The organism is Pseudomonas sp. LAIL14HWK12:I7 (assembly GCF_000483465.1).
Taxonomy (GTDB): Bacteria; Pseudomonadota; Gammaproteobacteria; order Pseudomonadales; family Pseudomonadaceae; genus Aquipseudomonas; species Aquipseudomonas kermanshahensis.
The window spans coordinates 1-23,527 of record NZ_AXYZ01000017.1; the positions used below are offsets into that span (position 1 = coordinate 1).

The window sequence follows — 23,527 nt, forward strand, 5'->3', positions numbered from 1 at the left end:
CAATTTGTTAAAGAGCGTTTGGTTAAGAGCTTTTCGTCTCAACCGAGGCGCGCATTCTACGCTTTCCTCAGAGCCTGTCAAGCGTTTATTTTGAAGTTTTTCGCGAGAAACTCGTTTAGCTTCAAACACTTGGCTCGCTGCGATCTCTCGTAGCGGGAGGCGAATCATACAGCGTTTAGAAGCGCTGTCAACCACCTTTTCAACCGCCGACGATCTTTCGATCGAAGCCCTTACAACACTACCTGAATCGATTAACTCGTTGATACTCAAGGAGTTTCTCGTTCCAATCACGCTGGAAGTGGGGCGCATTATAAGGGGATTCGAAATCCCGTCAACCCTTTATTTCAACAATGTTTCAAACCACCCTCCCCCGCTTGCTGATCACCCGAGGAACACGCCGTGCAACTGCAGGAATACGCAGCGCCATCAACACGGCACCAATGCCGGCATAGATCGCCCACTCGCGCAGATCTGAGCGCACGATCCACAAGAAATGCAGCAGCCCCAAGCCGAGAATCACATACACCAGCTTATGCAGCTTCTTCCACCGCGCACCCAGCCGGCGCTGGCTATACCGATTCGAGGTTACCGCCAGCGCCAACAACCCGAGGAAGCCAAGCGCCCCCACAATAATGTAGGGCCGCTTACGCAGCTCGACAGCGAACTGCCCCCAGTCCAGCCCCAGAATGAAGAAGAGATAACAAAGGATGTGCAGCACGATGTAGGCAAAACACCACAACCCTAGTTGGCGGCGCACGACGATCCAGCCCGACCACCCTGTCAGCCGCTGCAGCGGCGTCATGCTCAAGGTCACCAGCAGGTACGTCAGCGCGCCCAACCCCAGCCGGTCCATCAGGATCTTCCCTGGGTCTGGCCCCAGCAGGTTCATCGCAGCCTCATACAACCACCAGAGTGGCAGCACACACCCCACTATAAAGATGGCCAGGCGCAACCAGGGATAGCGCATCAATAGTTCTTCCGCAGGTCGAGGCCGGCATACAGCGAAGCCACTTCGTCGGCATAGCCGTTGAACATTTGCGTTGGGCGTACGTTGGGGCTGAACAGGCCACTTGGCAGGCGCCGCTCACGCGCTTGGGTCCAGCGCGGGTGATCGACCTCGGGGTTCACGTTGGCATAGAAGCCATACTCATCTGGCGCCAGCCCCTCCCAGGTTGTTTGCGGGCGCTCGGCCACCAGGCTGATCCGCACGATCGACTTGATGCTCTTGAACCCGTACTTCCATGGCACCACCAAGCGCAACGGCGCGCCATTCTGGTTGGCCAGCTCGCGGCCATACATACCCACCGCCAGAATCGCCAACGGGTGCATGGCCTCATCTAAGCGAAGCCCTTCTCTATAGGGCCAGTCGATCAAGGCGAAGCCTGAGCGTTGCCCTGGCATATGCTGTGGGTCTTTCAATGTTTCGAAGCGCACGTAGCGCGCGTTGGATGTCGGCTCCACTTGCTTGAGTACTTGCGCCAGCGGGAAGCCAAGCCAGGGGATGACCATCGACCACGCCTCGACACAGCGCAGCCGGTAGATGCGCTCTTCGAGCTGATAAGGTTTAACGAAGTCTTCCAGGGCATAGCGCCCGGGTTTGCCGACCTCGCCATCGATCACTACAGACCAAGGCTCAGTCTGCAAGCTGCCGCCATTGGCAGCCGGGTCCCCCTTGTCGGGCCCGAACTCATAGAAGTTGTTGTAGTGGGTCGCGTCCTTGAAGGGCGTAATCGCCTCATCCTTGACCGTAACCGCCTGCCATTGCGTCGCCGCAAGCTTGTCACTGAACCAGGCGGGTGCAGCGCCCGCCTCGACATCGGCGTAGCGGCTGACCTCGGCGGCATGCCCCAGGCTCGGTAGCGCGCCCAGGGCAAGGCCCGCCAGCGAGCCACCGAGCACGGTGCGACGAGAAAGATAGAGACCTTCGGGCGTGATCTCCGACGCCTTGCACTCGGATGACCTGGGAAGCTTGATGAGCATGGACGGCTCCATAGCACTGGATAACGGATGTACCAGTAAGACTATGGAGCCGGAGGGTTATTCCATCATTAAATCATTGTCACGACTTGCGACGGCGAGACCGCAGCAAGAACTGGATCGGCCCCGAAGCCGCGTAGGCAAGGAAGATCAGCAGCAGGATGCGGGGCGGGTCGCTGAATACCACCGCGAACACCAGGACTACCGCCAGGATGGCCACGAACGGCACACGCCCTTTGAGGTCGAGTTCCTTGAAGCTGTTGTACTTGATGTTGCTGACCATCAACATGCCAGCCGCCGCTACCAGCAGCGCCACCAGGAACGACAGCTTGGAGCCCTGGATACCGTAGTCACTGAAGGCCCACACGGTGCCCGCGACCACACCTGCAGCCGCCGGGCTGGCCAGGCCGATGAAGTAACGCTTGTCGGCGGTGCCCACCTGGGTATTGAAACGCGCCAGGCGCAAAGCAGCGCCAGCCACATAGATGAAGGCAACCATCCAGCCGACCTTGCCCATGTCACCCAACGCCCAGCCGAAGGCCAGCAACGCCGGGGCAACACCAAAGGCGACCATGTCCGACAGCGAGTCGTACTCGGCCCCGAAGGCGCTTTGGGTATTGGTCATGCGAGCCACGCGGCCATCCAGGCCATCGAGCACCATGGCGACGAAGATGGCGATGGCGGCAAAGGCGAAGTACTTGCTTGCCTCGCGCGGGTCGCCAGCACTCAACGCGCTCTGCGCGCTCATCGAGTTGATGATGGAGTAGAAGCCGGCGAACAGGTTGGCGGTGGTGAACAGATTAGGAAGCAGATAGATGCCGCGATGCCGGACCTTGCGCCCTTCGGCGTCATGGCCCTCTTCAATGTGCTCATCGACAGGTAGCAGGCTTTCGGCGTCGGAGGGCTTGTTCGGCTCTTCGGGACGTTCGCTCATGTAGGGTACCTTGCAACAGGGTGGAATATGTTCGACACGGGCCTGCGAAACAGGTTCTGACGGCAGGCCACTGGTCTGCTTTATACCAGATGCCGGCTGCCTAAACGAAAAAACGCGGCCGAAGCCGCGTTTTTCATGTTGCAAGAAACTTAGTTCTTGGCTTTGTCGACGATCTTGTTCGCCGAGATCCAAGGCATCATCGAACGCAGTTGCTCGCCGATGATTTCGATGCCGTGGGCAGCGTTGTTACGACGCTTGGCGGTCATCGATGGGTAGTTGGTAGCACCTTCGGAGATGAACATCTTCGCGTACTCGCCGTCCTGGATGCGCTTCAGAGCGTTGCGCATGGCCTTGCGGGATTCTTCGTTGATGACTTCTGGGCCGGTGACGTACTCACCATACTCGGCGTTGTTGGAGATCGAGTAGTTCATGTTGGCGATACCGCCTTCGTACATGAGGTCAACGATCAACTTCAGCTCGTGCAGGCACTCGAAGTAGGCCATTTCTGGCGCGTAGCCCGCTTCAACCAGGGTTTCGAAACCGGCTTTGACCAGCTCGACGGTACCGCCGCACAGAACAGCCTGCTCGCCGAACAGGTCGGTTTCAGTCTCGTCCTTGAAGGTGGTTTCGATGATGCCGGTACGGCCGCCACCCACGCCTGCGGCGTAGGACAGCGCAACGTTCTTGGCGTTGCCCGAAGCGTCCTGGTAGATAGCGATCAGGTCAGGGATGCCGCCGCCTTTGACGAACTCGGAGCGCACGGTGTGGCCCGGGGCTTTCGGCGCGATCATGATCACGTCGAGGTCGGCACGTGGCACGACTTGGTTGTAGTGGATCGAGAAGCCGTGGGAGAAGGCCAGGGTTGCGCCTTTCTTGATGTTCGGCTCGATCTCGTTCTTGTACAGAGCGCCTTGGAACTCGTCCGGAGTCAGGATCATGACCAGGTCGGCAGCAGCGACAGCGGTAGCCACGTCGGCCACTTTCAGGCCGTGGGCTTCTGCCTTGGCAACGGTGGCCGAGCCTTTACGCAGACCGACGGTAACGTCTACACCGGAGTCTTTCAGGTTGCACGCCTGGGCGTGGCCTTGGGAACCGTAACCGATGATGGCGACTTTCTTACCCTGGATGATGGAAAGGTCGCAGTCTTTATCGTAGAAAACTTTCATGAAAATACCCCTGGTTATATCTCGGCCCCTGCGGAGCCATCGCTAATTTTTGAATTTAGATGCTGAGCACTTTGTCGCCACGGGCAATGCCGGTGACGCCACTGCGCACGGTTTCGAGAATCGATGCGGTGCCGATGGCTTGGATGAAGCTGTCCAGTTTGTCGCTGGTGCCGCTCAGTTGCACGGTGTACACACTGGCGGTCACATCGACGATCTGGCCACGGAAAATGTCCGTGGTGCGCTTGATCTCGGCCCGCTGGGCTCCGGTGGCCTTGACCTTGACCAGCATCAGTTCACGCTCGATGTGAGCACTTTCCGACAGGTCGACAAGCTTTACCACTTCGACAAGCTTGTTCAGGTTCTTGGTGATCTGTTCGATCACTTCGTCATGGCCAACGGTGGTCAGCGTCAGACGCGACAAGGTCGGGTCTTCGGTCGGCGCCACGGTCAGGCTTTCAATGTTGTAGTTACGCTGGGAGAACAGGCCAACGACGCGAGACAAGGCACCGGGTTCGTTTTCCAGCAGCAAGGAAATGATGTGCCGCATATCAGGTACGCTCCGTCTTGCTCAGCCACATGTCACGCATCGAGCCATCCTTGATCTGCATCGGATAGACGTGCTCGGTACGGTCAACCGCGATGTCGATGAACACCAGACGGTCTTTCATCGCGAATGCCTCTTCCAGCTTCGGCTTGAGGTCTTTCAGGCTGGTGATGCGGATACCCACATGACCATAGGCCTCGGCCAGCTTGATGAAGTCAGGCAGCGACTCGACATAAGAGTGCGAGTGACGGCCGTTGTACGCCATGTCCTGCCACTGGCGGACCATGCCCAGCACACCGTTGTTCAGGTTGACGATTTTCACCGGCAGGCCGTACTGCATGCAGGTGGACAGTTCCTGGATGTTCATCTGGATACTGCCTTCGCCGGTCACGCACGCCACGTCCTGGTCCGGGAAGTTGAGCTTGACGCCCATCGCCGCCGGGAAACCGAAGCCCATGGTGCCCAGGCCACCGGAGTTGATCCAGCGGTTTGGCTTGTTGAAGCGGTAGTACTGCGCCGCGAACATCTGGTGCTGGCCCACGTCGGAGGTAACAAAGGCATCGCCTTTGGTCACTTCGCACAGGGTTTCGATCACGGTCTGCGGCTTGATGACGCTGCCATCACCCTTGTTGTAAGGGAACAGGTCGCCGTCGCCACGCCATTCATCGATCTGCTTCCACCAGGCTTCTGCGGCGGCCTTGTCAGGCTGCTCGCCGATTTCCTTGAGGATGCCGAGCATCTCGGTCAAGACGCTGTCGACTGGGCCAACGATAGGCACGTCGGCTTTGATCATCTTGGAAATCGACGCCGGGTCGATGTCGATGTGGATGATCTTGGCATTCGGGCAGAACTTGGCCGGGCCGTTGACCACACGGTCATCGAAACGCGCACCGACGGCAAAGATGACGTCAGCGTTGTGCATGGCCATGTTGGCCGTGAAGCTGCCGTGCATGCCGAGCATGCCGAGGAACTGACGGTCAGTACCCGGGAAGCCACCCAGACCCATGAGGGTGTTGGTAACCGGCAGGTTCAGCGACTTGGCGATTTCGGTCAGGGCTTCGGAGCCGCCACCCAGAATCACGCCGCCGCCGGCGTAAACGATCGGGCGCTTGGCAGCCAGCAGCATCTCGGCGGCCTTGCGGATCTGGCCGGAGTGGCCACGGACCGCCGGGCTATAGGAGCGCAGCTTGACCTTCTTCGGGTAGACGTATTCGAACTTCTCGGCCGGGTTGGTCATATCTTTTGGAATGTCGACCACGACCGGGCCAGGACGGCCGGATTGCGCCAGGTAGAAGGCTTTTTTCAGAACTTCTGGGATCTCGGTGGCGTTTTTGATCATGAAGCTGTGCTTCACGATCGGCCGCGAGATGCCAATCATGTCGGTTTCCTGGAAGGCATCGGTACCCACCATGGTGCTAGGCACCTGGCCGGACAGAATGACCATCGGAATCGAATCCATGTAGGCGGTGGCAATGCCGGTAATGGCATTGGTCGCACCCGGGCCGGAGGTTACCAGCACCACACCGGCCTTGCCGGTGGCACGGGCGTAGCCGTCCGCCATATGGGTTGCAGCCTGTTCGTGACGAACCAGGATGTGTTCGACTTCCGGTTCCTTGAACAGGGCATCGTAAACATGAAGGAGAGCACCGCCAGGGTACCCGTAGATGTGCTTAACGCCTTCGTCACGCAAGAAGCGGACGACCATCTCAGCGCCAGATAAAAGCTCCACGTTGTTCACCTCTAAAACGCCAGAATACCGTCCCTAGTGGACGGGTCTTAATAGGTTTACTGCCAAGCAGAGCATGAGCGAACGTCAGCACTGACTGAGCAAGTATTGGGAGCGCCCCAGAGTGTTGCGGGGTTTTCCCACCCAGCGCGAGGTAACGCGTTGCGGGGTGTAACAGGTCGGCGCGGGTGTGCGCCTCATGATCTGCTTAGCGGGTCTGCTTCTGGCAGTCCCTCTACAGCGGAAGTTGGATTCTTGTGATTTGGCGGCTACAAGTCAAGAAAAATTATTGCCAATTTTTCCTCAAGATGAATTCCTGCCACCACTAAAAAGGATAGCAGCAGCAGAATTAAGAAGATTTCCATAAAAAAGGGCCACAATCTGCGGCCCTTGAAGGAAAAAGAGAAGAAATCAGGCTCCAGAAGCGATCAATTGATCGAACTCTGCTAGCAGGCGCCGTAGCTCGCGACTCTGCTCCGGGCGATCGGTGAACACCGTTTCAGCCATCACCAGGATGCCCGAGGCACTGGGCAGCGGGTGGCCGAGTTCGATGATGATCTTCATGCGGGGCAGGAAGATCCATTGCAGCCACTGCTCCAGGGTCATCGTATCGACCGCGAAGGGCACGGTGCTTTCCAGCGCTTCATCGCTGGGCGGCTCATCGTCCCACCAGCCTTGCACCTTCAACTCACGCTCGATCAGCAGCAGGTGGTCGGCGATGTCCAGAATGCGTTGCTCGATCATCAGGAATTCACTCGGGCCTTCTGCCGCGCCAGCGCCGCACCGGCACTGTCACCTTGTTTTTCACGGCACTGGGCAATGGTGTTCCACAGTTCGGCCTGCAGGTCGGGGCGGCCATTGGCGTAGGTCAGGGCGCGGCGAGCCAACTGCTCGGCCTGCGCTGCATCGCCCTGGGACAAACGCACCTGCGCCAGGCGGAACAGCACCTGCGGCTCGCGCGGGGCGATACGCTGGGCACGCTCCAGGCTAGACGAGGCACCGTTGAAATCACCACTGACCTGCTGTTGCTGGGCAGTCGTCAACAGCGCCAGTACAGGCCCATCCAGCTGCTCGTCGGCCGACAGGCCGCCAGATGCACCACCGCTGCGCGGAATGCCGGTCGGCGCACTGCTGGCTTTCGGCGTGCTGTTCATCGAGGCGATATCGAACGGCTCGTCGGCGATCGGGTTCGGGTTGGTGGTCATCGGCCCGGTCGAGATTGGCCCCGGGGTAATCGGCGCGGTGCTGATCGGCACCGCCCCATTACCGGCCGGGAACGTCTGGATGCTCGAGGCACCGGCGCCCTGCGGGATCATCACCGTCACGCCCGAATCCTCAGGCAGCGACTGCGCTTGTGAGGTGCCGCTGTTCATGCCAGCCGCCGAGCGGTTGGCCGTTACGCGTTCACTGTTGGACACGCGGGTGCTCGAATCGACCACCGGGATATTGCCACGCTGGACGCTGGAGCAACCCTGGAGCACAACCAACGCCGTCAAGGCAGGAAACAGCCACTTATTCACTTCACACCTCATCAATGCAGCTCGTGCTTAATTCATCCAGCCTTTGACCCAGTCCATGACCGATTCTGCCGGATTCTGCTCACCGCCACAGGCTGCGCCGGCGGGCGGTTCGCTTCCGCGAATATACGGCATCTGCACGGCTCCCGGACAGCTACCGTCAGAGCCTTGGCCGCTGTACGGGTCGATCCAGGCTTGCACGACGTTGTCCGGTTGCGGCATGTCCAGCGGCAGCGGGTCGGCCTTCTTCATGAAGCTGGTCCAGACCTGCAAGGCGCCGGTGGCACCGGTGAACGGCGTCTTGCCGTTATCGTCGCGGCCCATCCACACCACGGCCAGCAGGTCCTGGCTAAAGCCGGAGAACCAGCTGTCGCGCGAGTCGTTACTGGTACCGGTCTTGCCGGCCAGGGTCAGCGAACGCGGCAACACGTTGTACACCGAACGGCCGGTACCTTCGCGCATCACCCGCTGCATGGCGTTCTGCACCAGGTAGATGGACCCTGGGTCGAAGGTCTGCTGGATCTGGAACGGGTAGCGCTTGAGCGGCTCACCCTCGGCCGTCAACACGCTGCGGATACCGCGCATCGGCGTGTTGAAGCCACCATTGGCAATGGTCTGGTACATGGTCGCGACCTGCATCGGCGACATGCCACCTGCCCCCAGCAGCATCGCCGGGAAGGCTGGCCAGTCGACATTCACCCCCAGCCGACCGATGGTCTTGATCACGTTGGGCACGCCTACTTCCAGGCCGAGCTTGGCGGTCGACAGGTTGTAGGAGTTGGCCAGGCCTTGATACAGGTAAATGGTGCCATGCGGACGACGGTCGTAGTTTTGCGGGCGCCAGATCTGGCCGTTGGCGCCTTTGACCGAGAACGGCTCGTCCTGCACCCAGCTGGTCAGGGTGTACTTGCTCGGCTGTTCCAGCGCGGTCAGGTACACCGCCGGCTTGACCAGCGAGCCAATCGGCCGCACCGCGTCGATGGCGCGGTTGAAGCCGGCAAAGCCCGACTGGCGGCTGCCGATCAGCGCTTGCACCTCGCCGGTTTCCGGGTTGGTCACGACCATCGCCGACTCGACCTCGTCAGCGCCCTTGCGCCCGGCCAGGCGCTTGAACGTCTCGTTCATGGAGGTTTCGGCCTTCATCTGCAGGATCGGGTCGAAACTGGTGAAGATGCGCAGGCCTTCTTCGGTCAAGTCTTCGTCGCGGTAGTCTTGGCGCAACTGGCGTTTGACCAAGTCGAGGAAGGCTGGGAACGAGCTGTCCGCCAGGCTGCCGCGCTTGGTCACACCCAATGGCATCTTCTTCGCCGCCTCGATCACGTCCTTGCTCGCCACGCCCTGCTCGGCCAGCAGGTCGAGCACCAGGTTACGACGGGCCAGGGCGCGGTCAGGATAACGCCGCGGGTTGTAGTAGGACGGCCCCTTGACCATGCCCACCAGCAAGGCGATTTGGTGCAGCTTGAGCTCCGACAGCGGCTGGCTGAAGAAGAACTGGCTGGCCAGGCCGAAGCCATGCACCGCGCGTTGGCCGTCCTGGCCGACGAACACCTCGTTGAGGTAGGCCTCGAGGATTTCACGCTTGTCGTAATGCAGCTCCAGCAACACGGCCATCATGGCCTCGGTCAGCTTGCGGCTGAGGCTGCGTTCGCTGGTGAGGTAGAAGTTTTTCACCAACTGCTGGGTCAGGGTACTGCCGCCTTGGCGCATGGAGCCGGCCGAGGTGTTGACCCACACGGCACGGGCGATGGACTTGGGCGACACGCCAAAGTGGCTATAGAAGTCGCGGTCTTCGGTCGCGACCAGGGTCTCGAGCAGGTACGGTGGCACCTGATCGATCTTGATCAGGATCCGGTCCTCGAGGTTTTTCGGGTAGATACCGCCAATCATCAGCGGCTCCAGGCGCACCACGTCGAGCTTGCCGCCATTGGCACCGGCCAGCCCCGCCACGTAATCGCCAGAGAAGCGCACGCGGACGAACTGCGCGGGTTCCATCCCCTCGTAGAACTGGAAGCCACGGGTATTGAGGTCGACGGTATTACCGTTGACCGCGGCCGCACCCGGGCCATTGGCCGCGCTTTCACGGCGATAGCCCAGGGCATCGAGTTCGGTGAGGAAGTCGTTCTTGCTCAGCTTCTGGCCGACGAACAGCTCCAGTGGCCGGGCGTATACCTTGGCCGGGATGGTCCAACGCTTGCCAGAGAACTTCTCTTGGACGACAGCATCGAGGTAAACCGCGAAGCCGGCGAGGATCACCAGGCCGACCAGGCTGAGCTTCAAAGCCCAGCCCAGCCAGGCGCGAGAGCGGCCGGTCGGGCGTTTCTGAGGGGTACGAGCGTTTCGAGTTCGAGTCATGGCGGCGGATTATACGCACTTTGTAAAGGCTGGGCAGGCGCCCTCGGCGGTATGCAGGGACGGCACCATTGACCATAATGGCGCATTCGAATTCCCTGCCCCCGGAAGGATTTCCCGTGAGCCAAGCTCTTATCACTGCGTTGCAGAACCCAGCCCTCTACCCTCACCCCGTAGATGGGTTCCAACTCATCGAGACGCATATCTCCTGGGTCCTGCTCACTGGCGAGTACGCCTACAAGGTCAAGAAACCGATGAACTTCGGCTTCCTCGACTTCACCCAGCTGGATCAGCGCGAGCATTTCTGTAACGAAGAATTGCGCCTGAACCAGCGCCTGACCGACGGCCTGTACCTCGACGTGTTGCCGATCACCGGTAGCGCCGAAGCGCCGCAAATCGGCGGTGAGGGTGTAGCAATCGAATACGCCCTGAAAATGCGCCAGTTCCCCCAGGGGCAGATGCTCAGCACCCTGCAAGCCAACGGCGAGCTCAACGCCGAGCACATCGACCAGATGGCCCGGCAGATCGCCGAATTCCATCTGCAGACCCCCAAGGTCCCGGCAGCGCAACCTTATGGCTCGCCTGAAAGCGTGATGGCCCCGGTCGAGCAGAACTTCGAGCAGATCCGTCCGTTCCTCAGCGACAAGGCCGACCTGCTGCAACTGGATAACCTCCAGGCATGGGCGCGCAGCAGCTTCGAGCGCCTCAAAGGCCTGTTCGAAGCGCGCAAAGCCAACGGGTTCACCCGCGAATGCCACGGTGACATTCACCTGGGCAACGCCACCCTGATCGACGGCAAGGTGGTGATCTTCGACTGCATCGAGTTCAACGAGCCGTTCCGCATGACCGATGTCTGGGCCGATACCGGCTTCCTGGCTATGGACCTGGAAGACCGCGGCCTCAAGTGCCTGGCGCACCGCTTCGTCAGCCAGTACTTGGAACTGACCGGCGACTACGAGGGCCTGGAAGTGCTCAACTTCTACAAGGCCTACCGCGCCCTGGTGCGCGCCAAGGTCGCCCTGTTCAGCATGCCCGCCAATGCCGATGGCGTGCAGCGCGCCACCACCCTGCGCACCTACCGCAACTATGCCAACCTGGCGGAAAGCTACAGCGCCATCCCTTCGCGCCTGCTGGCCATCACCCACGGCGTCTCGGCGGTGGGCAAGAGCCACGTGGCGATGCGCCTGGTCGAAGCCCTGGGCGCCGTGCGTGTGCGTTCGGACGTGGAGCGCAAGCGCCTGTTCGGCGAGCAGCAGGCAACGCTATCTGGGCAGCAGGATGCCGGCATCTATGACCAGGATGCCAGCGCCGCGACCTATCAGCGCCTGCACGATCTGGCCGGCACCATCCTGCGCGCCGGTTTCCCGGTGGTGCTCGATGCCACCTACCTGAAACATGCTCAACGCCAAGCGGCGGCAGAGGTCGCCAGCGCGACCGGCGTGCCGTTCCTGGTCCTCGACTGCCAAGCCCCGGAGGCGGTGATCGCCAGCTGGCTGGCGCAGCGCCAGGCGGAAAAAACCGACCCGTCGGACGCTACTCTAGAGGTGGTCAAGGCTCAGCAGGCCAGCCGTGAGCCGCTGGATGCCACAGAACTGCAGCACGCCACCCGTGTCGATACGCAGGAAAGCGCCAGCATGGACCAGGTGATCGACCAGATCCGCCAGCGGTTGCCTGGCCTGTAAGGTCAGCATTGCAGCTTATCGCCGGCAAGCCGGCTCCCACAGGAGTTCCACAGGCCTCAAGGGCAGTGGTGTCCCTGTGGGAGCCGGCTTGCCGGCGATAGGGCCGTAAAAGGCGGCTCCTCTCCCCAATCGTCGCACCCGGTGGCAAAAGGCCGCGCATTTTCCAACCCCCGCTACACTCCTCTCTGACCTGCTCGCGATTTATCCCCCAACACCCGTTCAGCCATCGCAAGGAGGCTCGATGAACGATGAATTGCAGCATCTGAAGAATCTTGGCAAGACTTCTGCGCAGTGGTTGCATGCAGCCGGCATCCACAGCGCGTCGGATCTGCGCCGGCTCGGTGCGGTGGGTGCGTACCAAGCTGTGAAAACGCGAGGGTTCCGGGCCTCCAAAGTGCTGTTGTACGCCATTGAAGGTGCCTTGCTCGACATGCATTGGAACGATTTGCCGACCGAACGCAAGGAAGCGCTCAATCAACAGTTGGACGCGAAGAACCCTGCGCAAAAAAACGCGAAATAAACCGACGAAGGGGATTGACTCCGAAATGAGAATCGTTATGATTATCACAACTGGTCGCGAGACTGGTTGGATAAACTGAAAGCCCCTGGTTCGGACTCTCAGATTATCTCCTCATCAGGCTAATCACGGTTATTGACCCGGCTCTTTGCCGGGTCTTTTTTTGCCTGATTTTTACACCGCGTGCGGGTGACAACGCCGATACCCGTAACGTTACTTGCGCAGTTGAGCGCAGTAGTCCTGCTCCGGCATCGCCGCCGTGTACCACACATAATCGGCCATGCCCGCCTCGGCTTCCTCGCCGACCTCGGCCAACAACACGACCACGCTACGGCCCTGCGCGCCCAGGTCAGCCAAGTGCAACGGCACACCCAGGTCCTTGCGTACGTGGTATGCGCCAGCCAATAGCAGGGCTGGCTGCGGCGCCTTCAGCAACTGCTCTGCCATTTGCCGGTCGCGCTGCTGTTGAACGGCAAGCATGGCCGGCAACTGGCTTTCCGGCAGCAAGCCGCAGTGCCCGGCACGCACCTGTTCAAGCAACGCGGCCTTGACCCTAGGCGCATTGGACTGTGCGCCCGGTAACGAAGCCGGGTGCCGGTAGGCGTGGCGCATCTGCCCAGGTGAAAGGTTGGCGGCCAGCAGCGGGATGCCGTGCTGCAAGGCCTGCGTCACCAACGGCCCGTACAACTGCCAGTCCCAGCCTTCTTCCCACGCTAACGCCTTGGGCAAGTCCGCGGGCAACTGTGGCTGTGCTTCAAGTTTGTCGACCAGCGGCTGCTGCTCAGGCTGCAGCATCTCCATCAACAGGCTGCCCTGAGCGCGCCGGCTCTGCAGGGCCTGCAACAACCACAACTGCAGTGCGTGGTGGTCAGGGTTGTCGTGCTTCTCCCCTACCAGCACACGCGGGGCAGCGGCCAACTGCGTGACCAGTTGTTCCGGGCTGATGAGCTGCCCGCTGGCCAGGTCCTTGATTTGCCCCAACTGCGCGTGTTCGCGCCCTTCAGTACTCTGCCAGGCCGGCAACGGCGGCAGGCTGGCCTGGCATCCGCCCAGGGCCAGCACCAGGCACAGCGATAAACCGGACAGCAGTGGATGGCGCATCGGCAATGCCTCCTAGCGGGTGATGATCAGCGGGTGGCCACGCTCCGGGTGAGCCTGTACCAGCACATCGATACCGAACACCGCCTTCAATGCCCCAGGCGTGAGCACTTCGTCGGGGGAGGCCAAGGCATGGCAGCGGCCCTGCTCAAGCAACAAAATACGGTCACAGTAGCGTGCCGCCAGGTTCAGGTCATGCAGGATCACCAGCACCGCAGCGCCTCGGTCGGCAAAGCGCCGCACCGCTTGCAGGGTCGTGTGCTGATGCAGTGGGTCGAGCATCGACGTCGGCTCATCAAGCAACAGCGTAGTCCCCTGCTCACCTGGCCACAGCTGGGCCAGCACGCGCGCCAGGTGTACCCGCTGCCGCTCACCGCCCGACAGCGCCAGGTAGCTGCGCCCCTGCAGGTACCAGGCGTCCGCTGCACGCAAGGCTGCTTCGACGATCTCGGCGTCGCGCACCTGGCCACTGCCATGCGGCATCCGCCCCATGCCCACCACTTCCTCGACCCTGAACGAGAAGCCCAGGCTGGACACTTGCGGCAACACCGCCAGGCGCCTGGCCCGCTCCTGCCCTGCCCAATCGGCCAACGGCCGGCCCTGCAAGGTCACATGCCCCTGGTCGGGCGCCAGCTCGCCGCACAGCACCCCCAGCAAGCTGCTCTTGCCCGCGCCGTTGGGGCCGAGCACGCCCACCACCTGCCCCGGGGCCAATTGCAGGTGGATGTCGTGGAGTACCTCGTTGCTTCCCCGCCGCAGGTGCAGGCCCTCGACTTGCAACATCAGCTGCGCCCTCGAATCAGCAGAAACAGGAAAAACGGCGCACCGATAAACGCAGTGACAATGCCGATCGGCAGTTCGGCTGGCGCCAGCACCAGCCGTGCCGCCAGGTCGGCAAACAGCATCAGTGCGCCGCCCGCCAACAGCGAGGCCGGCAACACCACGCGGTGATCGGGCCCTGCCAGCAAGCGCACCAGGTGCGGCACCACCAGCCCGATGAAGCCGATCAGCCCCGCCGCCGCCACCGCCGCGCCGACACCCAGCGCGGTACAGAACACCAATTCGCGCTTGAGCCGCTCTACCTCGATACCCAGGTGCCGCGCCTCCGACTCCCCCAGCAGCAAGGCATTCAGCGCCCGGGCGCGCCGCGGCAACCACAGCGCTACGCCGGTAGCCACCATCAACAGCGGCCACAGCCGCTCGTAACTGGCACCGTTGAGGCTGCCCAGGTTCCAGAACGTCAGGGTGCGCAAGGTGGCGTCATCGGCCAGGTAGGAGAACAGCCCGACCGCCGCGCCGCCCAGCGCGGTCATGGCCACGCCGGCCAGCAGCATCGTGGCGACATTGGTCTGGCCGTCGCGCCGCCCCAGGCGATAGACCAGCGCGGTCACCCCAAGCCCGCCGATGAAGGCGCACAGTGACAGCAGATAAGGCGCCAGCACCTCCGGCATTCCCCCAAACCAGCTGCCGCCGACAATGGCCACTGCAGCGCCCATTGCCGCCCCGGCGGCGACGCCTACCAGCCCTGGGTCGGCCAACGGGTTGCGGAACAGCCCCTGCATGGCCACGCCGGACAGCGCCAGCACCGCCCCCACCGCCAGCCCCAGCAAGGTGCGCGGCAGGCGAATCTGGCCGAGGATCATTTCCGCCTGCTGCAGGCCATCACCGGCGATCGGCAGCCCCAACAAGCGCAGCCCAGCGCGCAAGGTATCGAACAGCGGCAGGCTGACCGGCCCCAGGGCCAGGGACAGCCACACCGCCAACAGGCACAGCACGCTCAGGCAGATGATCAATGTACGTGGCTGAACGCGTTGTCTCATTGAGCGAAACTGCCCTTGGCTGCCGGGTAGAAGGAGGCAGCCAACGAGCGCAGGGTCGCTGGCAGGCGTGGCCCAAGGCCGCCAACCAGCAGCGTCGGGTCGAGCGACACCAGGCGCTGTTCACGCACGGCGCGGGAGGCCGCCAGCGCTGGGTTTTCCTTCAGCAGCGCTTGCAGCGCCTGCTCGTCGGCCAACGCACGGTCGGAGAACACCACTACATCCGGGTCCAGCGCCGCCAGCGCCTCATTAGAGAAGTTCTTGTAGCCCTGATGCTCGGCCAGGTTGTGCGCCCCGGCCTGGCGTAGCAGCCAATCACCGGCAGTGCCTTGCCCAGCAATCAGCGGCTTGGCACCTGCATGGCCCACCAGCAGCAACACCCCGGGCGCCTTCTGGCCTGCCTGGGCGTGCTTGACCTGAGCCTGCAACGCATCCAACTGCTGGCGATAGCCCGCCGCCAACGCGGTGGCTTGCGGCTCGGCACCCAGCAACTGGCCCAGGTGCTTGAGGTTCTGATCGACCGCATCCAGTTCGGCTTTGCTCGAGAACAACTCCACCCGCACACCCGCCTTGCGAATCTGCGCCAACACCGGCGGCGGGCCCATTTCTTCGGTGCCCACCAGTACGTCTGGGCGCAGGCTGAGAATACCTTCGGCAGACAACTGGCGCTGATAGCCGACGCTCGGCAGCGCCTTCAGCGATGCGGGGTGCTGGCTGGTGGTATCGACGCCGACCAGGCGCGATTCGCCGCCCAGCGCAGTGACCCACTCGCTCAGCGCACCACCGGCGCTGACCCATCGCTGCGGCAGTTCGGCAGCCAAGGCCTGGGTGGACAGCACAAGGCCTGCGCACAGGGCGATCAGGGCAGCGGGACGGCGCATCATCGGATTTCCTTCTGAAGGCGGGCCGCGCGCCTTGTGGCGGACGGCGGAACTGCGCACCATAGACAGCCGGGCGCATCGAATGCGGGCAATTTGATAATTATTCGCATTGAAGCGTCAAGCAATCACGTGTTTCACGAGTCGTCCTTGCCATGCACTTCCTTTGTACCTCCAGCTCATTGGCCGAGGGCCACAGCCGCGCCTTCAGCGTAGACGGCGTCGACCTGTTCGGCGTGCGCCGCCAGGGCCAGGTGTACCTCTATCGCAACCGCTGCCCACACCGCAGCATCCCACTGAACTGGGCTGCAGATGCCTTTCTCGATGACAGCGCCAGCCTGATTCACTGCGCCCATCATGGCGCTTTGTTCCTGATAGAAAGCGGCGAATGCGTGGCCGGGCCGTGCGAGGGCGACAGCCTGCAGGCCCTGGGCTGCCATGAAGACAGCCAGGGCATCTGGCTCAAGAATTGAGCAGTACAGGCAAGGGGCGGTCGATGACGATACGTTCGGCATCCAGATAGGTGCCGTACGCCAGCACCTCCACGCCTTCAGCCACGGCGGCGCGCAAGGCCTGGGCGTAGCCCGCGTCGATTTCCTCGGCCGGGCGCACGGCGTCGACGCCGGTCAGGTTCACGCAGTACAACTGCACCGCACGCACACCTTGGCGAGCCAGCGTCGCCAGTTCACGCAGGTGCTTGGCACCGCGCTGGGTGACGGCGTCGGGGAAGGCCGCGACCGCGGTGTCCGGGTAGCCCAGGGTCACGCTCTTGACTTCGACATAGGCCGGGCCGGTGTCGAACTCCAGGCGAAAATCGATGCGGCTGCCCTCTTCGCCATACGCCACTTCACGCCTGAGTGCGGTGAAACCGGCCAGCTCGCTGATAACCCCGGCACGCAGCGCCTCTTCAACCAACGCGTTGGCGCGCCCAGTGTTCACGCAGGCCAGGCGGCCTTGGGGCGTTTCACTGATCTCCCAGGTGCCTGGCAGCTTGCGCTTGGGGTCGTTGGAGCGGCTGAACCACACCTGCCCGCCTTCGCGCATGCAATTGAGCATGGACCCAGTGTTCGGGCAATGGATGGTCATTTGCTCGCCATTGGCCAGCTCGATGTCCGCCAAAAACCGTTTGTAGCGCCGCAGTAGGCGCCCCTGCTCGAGTGGAGGAAAAAACGCCATCAGCCTTGCCAGCTCCGTAGGCCGCGGGCAATACGCTGCACGGCCTGTTCCAGGCGCGGCAGGCTCTGGGTGTAGGCAAAACGCACATGATGCCCCGCCAGGTGGCGGCCAAAATCCAGGCCGGGGGTAAAGGCCACGTGCTCGGTTTCGAGGAAGTGCCGGCAGAACGCAAAGGCATCGCCGCCGAAGGCGCTGATGTCGGCGTACAAGTAGAAAGCCCCCTCGGGCTCGACGGCAATACCAAAGCCCAGCTCGCGCAGGGCTGGCAACAGGTAGTCGCGGCGACGGGCGAATTCGGCGCGGCGCTCCTCCAGAATCGCCAGGGTTTGCGGCTGGAAGCACGCCAGCGCAGCATGCTGGGCCATGCTGGGGGCGCTGATGTACAGGTTCTGTGCAAGCTTCTCCAGGTCTGCCACCGCGCCGGGCGGCGCGACCAGCCATCCCAGGCGCCAGCCGGTCATGCCGAAATACTTCGAAAAACTATTCAGGACAAACGCCCCATCGTCCACTTCCAGCACGCTGGGCGCGTCCATGCCGTAGGTCAGGCCGTGGTAGATCTCGTCCACCACCAGGTGGCCATGGCGTTCACGGGTAGCGCGCGACAGGCTGGCCAACTCGTCACGGTTCAGTACCGTCCCGGTCGGGTTGGCTGGCGAGGCGACCAGGGCCCCGACCGTGTCTTTGTCCCAATAGCGGTCAACCAGGTCGGCGGTGAGTTGGTAGTTGACCTCAGGCCCCACCGGCACCAGCTGCGCGCCGCCTTCGACCAGGCGCAGGAAGTGGCGATTGCAGGGGTAGCCCGGGTCAGCCAGCAACCAGTGCTTGCCTGGGTCTACCAACAGGCTGCTGGCCAACAACAGTGCGCCAGATCCGCCCGGCGTAATCAGAATGCGCTCAGGATCGACATTGACGCCGTACCGCTGCCCATAGAAGCCGGCGATCGCCTCGCGCAGCGCCGGCAGGCCACGGGCGGCGGTATAGCGGGTGTGGCCCGCGGCCAATGCGGCCTGGCCGGCCTCGACGATCGGCGCGGCTGTGGTGAAGTCCGGTTCGCCGATTTCCAGGTGGATCACATCATGGCCGGCCGCCTGCAGCTCGTTGGCCCGCGCCAGCAACGCCATGACGTGAAAGGGTTCGATGGCGCGGCTGCGCGCACTGTAAGGGTGGGCCATGACCTTCTCTCAATTGGGTCTAAACTGGAGATTCTACCTCTGCACGCTACCGAACGTGTGGCTCGCGCCGCTGTCAATTAGCAGGATCGGGCGGGGTAGCGCACCCCCGATCTATCTGGTAAGTTCGGCGGCTCGCAGTCGCAGGGCCGGCGGGTGCCGGAGATGGAGCATCCTGCGCATTGGATCAGATGAGTGAGAGGCGGTCTATTCATGTCCACCGTAGAAAAGCAAAAAACCAGTCAGTCCATGTACGGTGTAGAGCCCTATAAAGAAAGCAAGGGCGAGGAGTACATGGGGGAGCCCATGCGCAAGCATTTCACCAAACTTCTGGGTGCCTGGAAGCTTGAGTTGATGACGAGCGTGGATCAGACCGTGACCCACATGAAGGACGAAGCGGCCAACTTCCCAGACCCGGCCGACCGTGCCAGCCAGGAAGAAGAGTTCGCCCTGGAGCTGCGTAACCGCGATCGCGAGCGCAAGCTGATCAAGAAGATCGACAAGACCCTGCAGAAGATCCAGGACGAAGAGTACGGCTGGTGTGAGTCCTGCGGCATCGAGATCGGCCTGCGTCGCCTCGAAGCCCGCCCAACCGCCGACCTGTGCTTCGACTGCAAGGAAATCGCGGAGAAAAAGGAAAAAACAGTCGGCAAAGGCTGATCCTTTTCCCACCCAAACGGGGCGCATCTTGCGCCCCGTTTCATTTTCAGACGCACGACCGCCATGAACGACTCCAGTTACATCGGGCGCTTCGCCCCTACCCCCAGCGGCTTTCTGCACTTCGGCTCGCTGGTCGCCGCCCTCGCCTCCTGGCTCGACGCCCGCGCCGTCAACGGCCGCTGGCTGCTGCGCATGGAAGACACCGACCCGCCCCGGGAAATGCCCGGGGCCCGCGACGCTATCTTGCAGACCCTGGAGCGTTACGGCCTGGAGTGGGATGGCGAGGTGGTGTTCCAGAGCCAGCGCCATGAGGCTTATGCAGCAGTGGTCGACCGCCTGTTCAACATGGGCCTGGCCTACGCCTGCACCTGCTCGCGCAAACAGCTGGAAGGGCACAACGGCATTTACCCAGGCTTGTGCCGCAACGCCGGGCATGCACGCGAGGGCGCGGCGATCCGTCTGCGGGTGCCAGAGTTGATCTACCGGTTCACCGACCGGGTCCAGGGTGAGTTTCAGCAACACCTGGGGCGCGAGGTGGGTGATTTCGTCATCCAGCGCCGTGACGGGCTGTATGCGTATCAGCTGGCGGTGGTGCTGGATGATGCCTGGCAAGGGGTTACCGATATCGTGCGCGGGGCCGACCTGCTCGACAACACACCGCGCCAGCTCTACCTGCAAGAGCTGCTGGGGTTCTCACAGCCGCGTTACCTGCATATTCCGCTGATCGTGCAGCCAGATGGGCACAAGCTGGGCAAGTCGTACCGCTCGCCGCCGCTGCAGCCGGAACATGCGACGCCTTTGCTGCTGCGCGCATTGCGGGCATTGGGGCAGGAAACGGAGCCGGAGTTGCTGCTGGCAACGCCGGCTGAAGTACTGGCAGTAGCCCGCAAGCAGTGGCGGCCAGAGGCGATTGCCCGGCAGGCCTCTGTTCCAGAGGCTGATTTGCACTGACGCAGGTCCGGCCTCTTCGCGGGCAAGCCCGCTCCCATAGAAACGGTGCGGAACCTGTGGGAGCGGGCTTGCCCGCGAAGAGGCCGGAACAGGCAACTTCCCCTCAAAATCAAAAGCCCAATAATTTCAAACCCTTGGCTAACCCTACCGATTCCCGCTAGCATCCCCCCACTCTTTTGCGCCAATAATAAGTCCAAGCCCGCAGCGCCCAACCATCGAGGCCAGCATGTACATCTATCGTTTGGTCCTGCTTCTGGTCGTGGGGATCTACCTGTTCTCCCCGGCCATCATGGACTGGTGGATCGAACCGACCGGAGCCTGGTACCGCCCCTACCTGCTCTGGCTGATCCTGATCGTCGTCACCTTCATCCTGCAGAGCCAACGAGATGCCGATGAGCTTTAGCCTGACCCAGATGATCCTGATCAGTGCCGCGTACCTCATGGTGCTGTTCGGCGTGGCCTGGATCAGCGAGCGTGGGCTGATACCCCGCTCAATTATTCGCCACCCGCTGACCTACACCCTGTCGCTGGGCGTGTATGCCAGTGCCTGGGCCTTCTATGGCTCGGTCGGCTTGGCCTACCAGTACGGCTATGGCTTCCTGGCCTGCTACCTGGGGGTCTCCGGGGCCTTCCTGCTGGCGCCGGTGCTGCTTTACCCGATCCTCAAGATCACCCGCACCTATCAGCTGTCGTCGCTGGCCGACCTGCTGGCGTTTCGTTTCCGCAGCACCTGGGCCGGCGCGCTGACCACCCTGATCATGCTGATCGGGGTACTGCCGTTGCTGGCCCTGCAAATCCAGGCGGTGGCCGACTCGATCAGCATCCTGACCGGCGAGCCGGTCAAGGCCAGGGTGGCATTCGCCTTCTGTGCGCTGATCATTCTGTTCACCATCTTCTTCGGCTCGCGGCACATCGCCACGCGCGAGAAGCATGAAGGGTTGGTATTCGCCATTGCCTTCGAATCGGTGATCAAGCTGCTGGCGCTGGGCGGCATCGGCCTGTACGCCTTGTACGGTGTGTTTGGCGGCCCGCATGGGCTGGAAGTGTGGCTGCTGCAGAACCAGACCGCCCTGGCCGCGCTGCACACACCGCTGCAGGAAGGGCCATGGCGCACCCTGCTGCTGGTGTTCTTCGCCTCGGCCATCGTCATGCCGCACATGTACCACATGGCCTTCACCGAAAACCTCAACCCGCGCTCGTTGGTCAGCGCCAGCTGGGGCCTGCCGCTGTTCCTGCTGCTGATGAGCCTGGCCGTACCGCTGGTGCTGTGGGCCGGCCTGCGCCTGGGCGCCAGCACCAACCCCGAATACTTCACGCTGGGGCTGGGCATCGCCGCCAACAACAAAGCGCTGGCGCTGCTGGCCTATATCGGCGGGTTGTCTGCGGCCAGCGGGTTGATCATCGTCACCACCCTGGCGCTGTCGGGCATGGCCCTCAACCACCTGGTGCTGCCGCTGTACCAGCCGCCGGCCGAAGGCAACATCTACCGCTGGCTGAAATGGACCCGCCGCGCGCTGATCGTCGCCATCATCACCGCCGGCTTCATGTTCTACCTGACCCAGAACAACCACCAGAGCCTGGCCAACCTGGGCATCGTCGCCTTCGTCGCCACCTTGCAGTTCCTGCCGGGCGTGTTGTCGGTGCTGTACTGGCCTACCGCCAATCGCCGCGGCTTCATCGCGGGCCTGCTGGCCGGCACCCTGGTGTGGCTGGTGACCATGCTGCTGCCGCTGCTGGGCAACCTGCAGGGCTTCTACATTCCGCTGCTGGACATGATCTACGTCCTCGACGACACCAGCTGGCACATGGCGGCCATCGCCTCGCTGGCGGCAAACGTCTTGCTGTTCACCCTGATTTCGCTGTTCACCAATGCCAGCAGTGAAGAAGCCAGCGCCGCCGAAGCGTGCGCGGTGGACAACGTGCGCCGCCCGCAGCGCCGCGAGCTGCACGCGGCTTCGCCACAGGAATTTGCCACCCAGCTGGCCAAGCCACTGGGCGCCAAGGCTGCGCAGAAAGAAGTCGAGCAGGCCCTGCGCGACCTCTACCTGCCCTTCGACGAGCGCCGCCCCTATGCGTTGCGCCGCCTGCGCGACCGCATCGAGGCCAACCTGTCGGGCCTGATGGGGCCGAGCGTGGCCCAGGACATGGTCGAGACCTTCCTGCCCTACAAATCCGGCAACGAAAACTATGTCACTGAAGATATCCACTTCATTGAAAGCCGCCTGGAAGACTATCACTCGCGCCTGACCGGCCTTGCCGCCGAACTCGACGCCCTGCGCCGCTACCACCGCCAGACCCTGCAGGAACTGCCCATGGGCGTCTGCTCCCTGGCCAAGGACCAAGAGATCCTGATGTGGAACAAGGCCATGGAAGAGCTGACCGGCATCGCCGCCAAGCACGTGGTCGGCTCGCGCCTGGTGACCATCGGCGAACCTTGGCGCGGCCTGCTGCAGGGCTTCATTGACGTGCCCGACGAACACCTGCACAAACAACGCCTGGCCCTCGACGGGCAGCCTCGCTGGCTGAACCTGCACAAGGCCGCCATCGATGAGCCCTTGGCGCCGGGTAACAGTGGCCTGGTGCTGCTGGTCGAGGACCTGACCGAAACCCAGGCCCTGGAAGACAAGCTGGTGCACTCCGAGCGCCTGGCCAGCATTGGCCGCCTGGCGGCCGGCGTGGCCCACGAAATCGGCAACCCGATCACCGGCATCGCCTGCCTGGCGCAGAACCTGCGCGAGGAACGCGAGGGCGATGGCGAGATCACCGAGCTGTCGAGCCAGATTCTTGAACAGACCAAACGGGTGTCGCGCATCGTCCAGTCGTTGATGAGCTTCGCCCATGCCGGTGGCAGCCATCAGAACAGCGAAGAGCCGGTGTGCCTGGCCGAAGTGGCGCAGGATGCCATTGGGCTGCTGGCACTGAACCGGCGCAATTTCGAAGTCCAGTTCTTCAACCTCTGCGACCCGGAACACTGGGCCGAAGGGGACCCGCAGCGCCTGGCCCAGGTGCTGATCAACCTGCTCTCCAACGCCCGCGACGCCTCACCGCCCGGCAGTGCCGTGCGTGTGCGCAGCTCCGTCTTCGAGCACACCGTCGATTTGATTGTCGAAGACGAAGGCAGCGGGATCCCGAAGAGCATCATGGACCGCCTGTTCGAGCCCTTCTTCACCACCAAAGACCCGGGCGAAGGAACCGGACTGGGGCTCGCTCTGGTCTATTCCATCGTGGAAGAGCATTATGGGCAAATCACCATCGACAGCCCTGCCGACATCGAACGGCAACGTGGCACCCGGATCCGCGTGACCCTGCCCCGGCATGTCGTAGCGACGTCCCCTGAAATTCGAGACCGTCGAGAGAATTGAATCA

General features: G+C 62.5%; 23 protein-coding genes. 7 read left to right on the plus strand and 16 right to left on the minus strand.

The features are described 5' to 3' along the window. From D886_RS28475 to mrcB, 10 genes are all read right to left on the minus strand, one after another. Nucleotides 1-270 (minus strand): hypothetical protein (locus D886_RS28475; protein WP_218186930.1); only part of this gene is annotated, 270 nt, incomplete at its 3' end. A gap of 85 nt (nt 271-355) precedes the next feature. Continuing rightward, nucleotides 356-967 carry a protein-methionine-sulfoxide reductase heme-binding subunit MsrQ gene (gene msrQ / locus D886_RS0116675; RefSeq protein WP_027594989.1) on the minus strand — a complete coding sequence of 204 codons (612 nt, stop codon included), beginning with the start codon at nt 965-967 and terminating at the stop codon, nt 356-358. Beyond that, a complete protein-coding gene (gene msrP / locus D886_RS0116680; protein WP_027594990.1) occupies nt 967-1,980 on the minus strand; it encodes a protein-methionine-sulfoxide reductase catalytic subunit MsrP in 1,014 nt (337 codons plus the stop codon). The genes msrQ and msrP overlap by 1 nt, the downstream gene beginning before the upstream one ends. A 79-nt stretch (nt 1,981-2,059) precedes the next feature. Continuing rightward, nucleotides 2,060-2,911 carry a CDP-diacylglycerol--serine O-phosphatidyltransferase gene (pssA, locus tag D886_RS0116685; RefSeq protein ID WP_027594991.1) on the minus strand — a complete coding sequence of 284 codons (852 nt, stop codon included), beginning with the start codon at nt 2,909-2,911 and terminating at the stop codon, nt 2,060-2,062. Nucleotides 2,912-3,060: 149 nt separating this feature from the next. Further along, complete coding sequence (ilvC, locus tag D886_RS0116690) at nt 3,061-4,077, minus strand: ketol-acid reductoisomerase (RefSeq protein WP_027594992.1); 1,017 nt, start codon at nt 4,075-4,077, stop codon at nt 3,061-3,063. Nucleotides 4,078-4,132: 55 nt separating this feature from the next. Next, nucleotides 4,133-4,624, minus strand: coding sequence for an acetolactate synthase small subunit (gene ilvN / locus D886_RS0116695; protein ID WP_003250040.1), 492 nt, complete (start codon nt 4,622-4,624; stop codon nt 4,133-4,135). Between the two features lies 1 nt (nt 4,625). Continuing rightward, nucleotides 4,626-6,350 carry an acetolactate synthase 3 large subunit gene (locus D886_RS0116700; protein WP_027594993.1) on the minus strand — a complete coding sequence of 575 codons (1,725 nt, stop codon included), beginning with the start codon at nt 6,348-6,350 and terminating at the stop codon, nt 4,626-4,628. A 408-nt stretch (nt 6,351-6,758) separates the two neighbouring features. Continuing rightward, nucleotides 6,759-7,091, minus strand: a complete 333-nt coding sequence (locus tag D886_RS0116705) for a YqcC family protein (protein WP_027594994.1) — start codon at nt 7,089-7,091, stop codon at nt 6,759-6,761. Next, complete coding sequence (locus D886_RS0116710) at nt 7,091-7,879, minus strand: M48 family metallopeptidase (protein WP_033694231.1); 789 nt, start codon at nt 7,877-7,879, stop codon at nt 7,091-7,093. The genes D886_RS0116705 and D886_RS0116710 overlap by 1 nt, the downstream gene beginning before the upstream one ends. A 15-nt stretch (nt 7,880-7,894) precedes the next feature. Then, the gene (mrcB, locus tag D886_RS0116715; protein ID WP_027594996.1) at nt 7,895-10,216 is read right to left on the minus strand and encodes a penicillin-binding protein 1B; all 2,322 of its coding nucleotides are present in this window, start codon (nt 10,214-10,216) and stop codon (nt 7,895-7,897) included. Nucleotides 10,217-10,332: 116 nt separating this feature from the next. On the opposite strand from mrcB, the gene D886_RS0116720 reads away from it, so the two are divergent. Together D886_RS0116720 and D886_RS0116725 are read left to right on the plus strand one after the other, a co-directional pair. Further along, entirely contained in the window at nt 10,333-11,895 is a 1,563-nt protein-coding gene (locus tag D886_RS0116720; protein ID WP_027594997.1) for a bifunctional aminoglycoside phosphotransferase/ATP-binding protein, read from the plus strand. A gap of 241 nt (nt 11,896-12,136) precedes the next feature. Beyond that, nucleotides 12,137-12,415, plus strand: a complete 279-nt coding sequence (locus D886_RS0116725; protein ID WP_027594998.1) for a TfoX/Sxy family protein — start codon at nt 12,137-12,139, stop codon at nt 12,413-12,415. A 210-nt stretch (nt 12,416-12,625) separates the two neighbouring features. Here D886_RS0116725 and D886_RS0116730 read toward each other — a convergent pair whose 3' ends face one another. The 4 genes from D886_RS0116730 to D886_RS0116745 are packed head-to-tail and all read right to left on the minus strand — an operon-like array spanning nt 12,626 to nt 16,211. Beyond that, nucleotides 12,626-13,513: a ChaN family lipoprotein gene (locus D886_RS0116730; RefSeq protein WP_027594999.1), complete on the minus strand. Its 888-nt coding sequence runs from the start codon at nt 13,511-13,513 to the stop codon at nt 12,626-12,628. A 12-nt stretch (nt 13,514-13,525) separates the two neighbouring features. Then, on the minus strand, nt 13,526-14,293 hold the full coding sequence (locus D886_RS0116735) for a heme ABC transporter ATP-binding protein (protein ID WP_027595000.1): 768 nt from the start codon (nt 14,291-14,293) through the stop codon (nt 13,526-13,528). Continuing rightward, nucleotides 14,293-15,276 (minus strand): iron ABC transporter permease, encoded by a 984-nt coding sequence (locus D886_RS0116740; protein WP_177323901.1) that lies wholly within the window; start codon nt 15,274-15,276, stop codon nt 14,293-14,295. The genes D886_RS0116735 and D886_RS0116740 overlap by 1 nt, the downstream gene beginning before the upstream one ends. Before the next feature lie 50 nt (nt 15,277-15,326). Continuing rightward, on the minus strand, nt 15,327-16,211 hold the full coding sequence (locus tag D886_RS0116745) for a hemin ABC transporter substrate-binding protein (RefSeq protein WP_027595002.1): 885 nt from the start codon (nt 16,209-16,211) through the stop codon (nt 15,327-15,329). A 149-nt stretch (nt 16,212-16,360) separates the two neighbouring features. Here D886_RS0116745 and D886_RS0116750 point away from each other — a divergent pair, with 149 nt between their 5' ends. Beyond that, the gene (locus tag D886_RS0116750) at nt 16,361-16,678 is read left to right on the plus strand and encodes a Rieske (2Fe-2S) protein (RefSeq protein WP_027595003.1); all 318 of its coding nucleotides are present in this window, start codon (nt 16,361-16,363) and stop codon (nt 16,676-16,678) included. On the opposite strand, the gene sfsA is transcribed toward D886_RS0116750, so the two are convergent. Continuing rightward, nucleotides 16,668-17,381 carry a DNA/RNA nuclease SfsA gene (gene sfsA / locus D886_RS0116755; protein WP_027595004.1) on the minus strand — a complete coding sequence of 238 codons (714 nt, stop codon included), beginning with the start codon at nt 17,379-17,381 and terminating at the stop codon, nt 16,668-16,670. The two genes, D886_RS0116750 and sfsA, sit on opposite strands and share 11 nt — an antisense overlap. Beyond that, a complete protein-coding gene (locus tag D886_RS0116760; protein WP_027595005.1) occupies nt 17,381-18,553 on the minus strand; it encodes a pyridoxal phosphate-dependent aminotransferase in 1,173 nt (390 codons plus the stop codon). Before D886_RS0116760 ends, sfsA begins: the two co-directional genes overlap by 1 nt. Nucleotides 18,554-18,763: 210 nt before the next feature. Between D886_RS0116760 and dksA the strand changes: the two genes are divergently transcribed. From dksA to D886_RS0116780, 4 genes are all read left to right on the plus strand, one after another. Further along, on the plus strand, nt 18,764-19,210 hold the full coding sequence (gene dksA, locus D886_RS0116765) for an RNA polymerase-binding protein DksA (protein WP_027595006.1): 447 nt from the start codon (nt 18,764-18,766) through the stop codon (nt 19,208-19,210). 63 nt (nt 19,211-19,273) lie between these two features. Continuing rightward, nucleotides 19,274-20,161 (plus strand): tRNA glutamyl-Q(34) synthetase GluQRS, encoded by an 888-nt coding sequence (gene gluQRS / locus D886_RS0116770; protein WP_027595007.1) that lies wholly within the window; start codon nt 19,274-19,276, stop codon nt 20,159-20,161. Nucleotides 20,162-20,387: 226 nt separating this feature from the next. Further along, on the plus strand, nt 20,388-20,564 hold the full coding sequence (locus tag D886_RS28225; RefSeq protein ID WP_003250005.1) for a hypothetical protein: 177 nt from the start codon (nt 20,388-20,390) through the stop codon (nt 20,562-20,564). Beyond that, nucleotides 20,548-23,523, plus strand: a complete 2,976-nt coding sequence (locus tag D886_RS0116780) for a sensor histidine kinase (protein ID WP_027595008.1) — start codon at nt 20,548-20,550, stop codon at nt 23,521-23,523. Before D886_RS28225 ends, D886_RS0116780 begins: the two co-directional genes overlap by 17 nt. The last annotated feature ends 4 nt before the right edge of the window (nt 23,524-23,527 follow it).

What these genes read in the sequence shown, in the direction of transcription:
- D886_RS0116725 (WP_027594998.1), top strand. Translation starts at nt 12,137, where the DNA reads ATGAACGATGAATTGCAGCATCTGAAGAATCTTGGCAAGACTTCTGCG.
- D886_RS0116745 (WP_027595002.1), bottom strand. Translation starts at nt 16,211, where the DNA reads ATGATGCGCCGTCCCGCTGCCCTGATCGCCCTGTGCGCAGGCCTTGTG.
- D886_RS0116750 (WP_027595003.1), top strand. Translation starts at nt 16,361, where the DNA reads ATGCACTTCCTTTGTACCTCCAGCTCATTGGCCGAGGGCCACAGCCGC.
- dksA (WP_027595006.1), top strand. Translation starts at nt 18,764, where the DNA reads ATGTCCACCGTAGAAAAGCAAAAAACCAGTCAGTCCATGTACGGTGTA.
- D886_RS0116730 (WP_027594999.1), bottom strand. Translation starts at nt 13,513, where the DNA reads ATGCGCCATCCACTGCTGTCCGGTTTATCGCTGTGCCTGGTGCTGGCC.
- gluQRS (WP_027595007.1), top strand. Translation starts at nt 19,274, where the DNA reads ATGAACGACTCCAGTTACATCGGGCGCTTCGCCCCTACCCCCAGCGGC.
- msrP (WP_027594990.1), bottom strand. Translation starts at nt 1,980, where the DNA reads ATGCTCATCAAGCTTCCCAGGTCATCCGAGTGCAAGGCGTCGGAGATC.
- ilvC (WP_027594992.1), bottom strand. Translation starts at nt 4,077, where the DNA reads ATGAAAGTTTTCTACGATAAAGACTGCGACCTTTCCATCATCCAGGGT.
- ilvN (WP_003250040.1), bottom strand. Translation starts at nt 4,624, where the DNA reads ATGCGGCACATCATTTCCTTGCTGCTGGAAAACGAACCCGGTGCCTTG.
- sfsA (WP_027595004.1), bottom strand. Translation starts at nt 17,381, where the DNA reads ATGGCGTTTTTTCCTCCACTCGAGCAGGGGCGCCTACTGCGGCGCTAC.
- D886_RS0116710 (WP_033694231.1), bottom strand. Translation starts at nt 7,879, where the DNA reads ATGAGGTGTGAAGTGAATAAGTGGCTGTTTCCTGCCTTGACGGCGTTG.
- D886_RS28225 (WP_003250005.1), top strand. Translation starts at nt 20,388, where the DNA reads ATGTACATCTATCGTTTGGTCCTGCTTCTGGTCGTGGGGATCTACCTG.
- D886_RS0116735 (WP_027595000.1), bottom strand. Translation starts at nt 14,293, where the DNA reads ATGTTGCAAGTCGAGGGCCTGCACCTGCGGCGGGGAAGCAACGAGGTA.
- D886_RS0116780 (WP_027595008.1), top strand. Translation starts at nt 20,548, where the DNA reads ATGCCGATGAGCTTTAGCCTGACCCAGATGATCCTGATCAGTGCCGCG.
- msrQ (WP_027594989.1), bottom strand. Translation starts at nt 967, where the DNA reads ATGCGCTATCCCTGGTTGCGCCTGGCCATCTTTATAGTGGGGTGTGTG.
- pssA (WP_027594991.1), bottom strand. Translation starts at nt 2,911, where the DNA reads ATGAGCGAACGTCCCGAAGAGCCGAACAAGCCCTCCGACGCCGAAAGC.
- D886_RS0116760 (WP_027595005.1), bottom strand. Translation starts at nt 18,553, where the DNA reads ATGGCCCACCCTTACAGTGCGCGCAGCCGCGCCATCGAACCCTTTCAC.
- D886_RS0116705 (WP_027594994.1), bottom strand. Translation starts at nt 7,091, where the DNA reads ATGATCGAGCAACGCATTCTGGACATCGCCGACCACCTGCTGCTGATC.
- mrcB (WP_027594996.1), bottom strand. Translation starts at nt 10,216, where the DNA reads ATGACTCGAACTCGAAACGCTCGTACCCCTCAGAAACGCCCGACCGGC.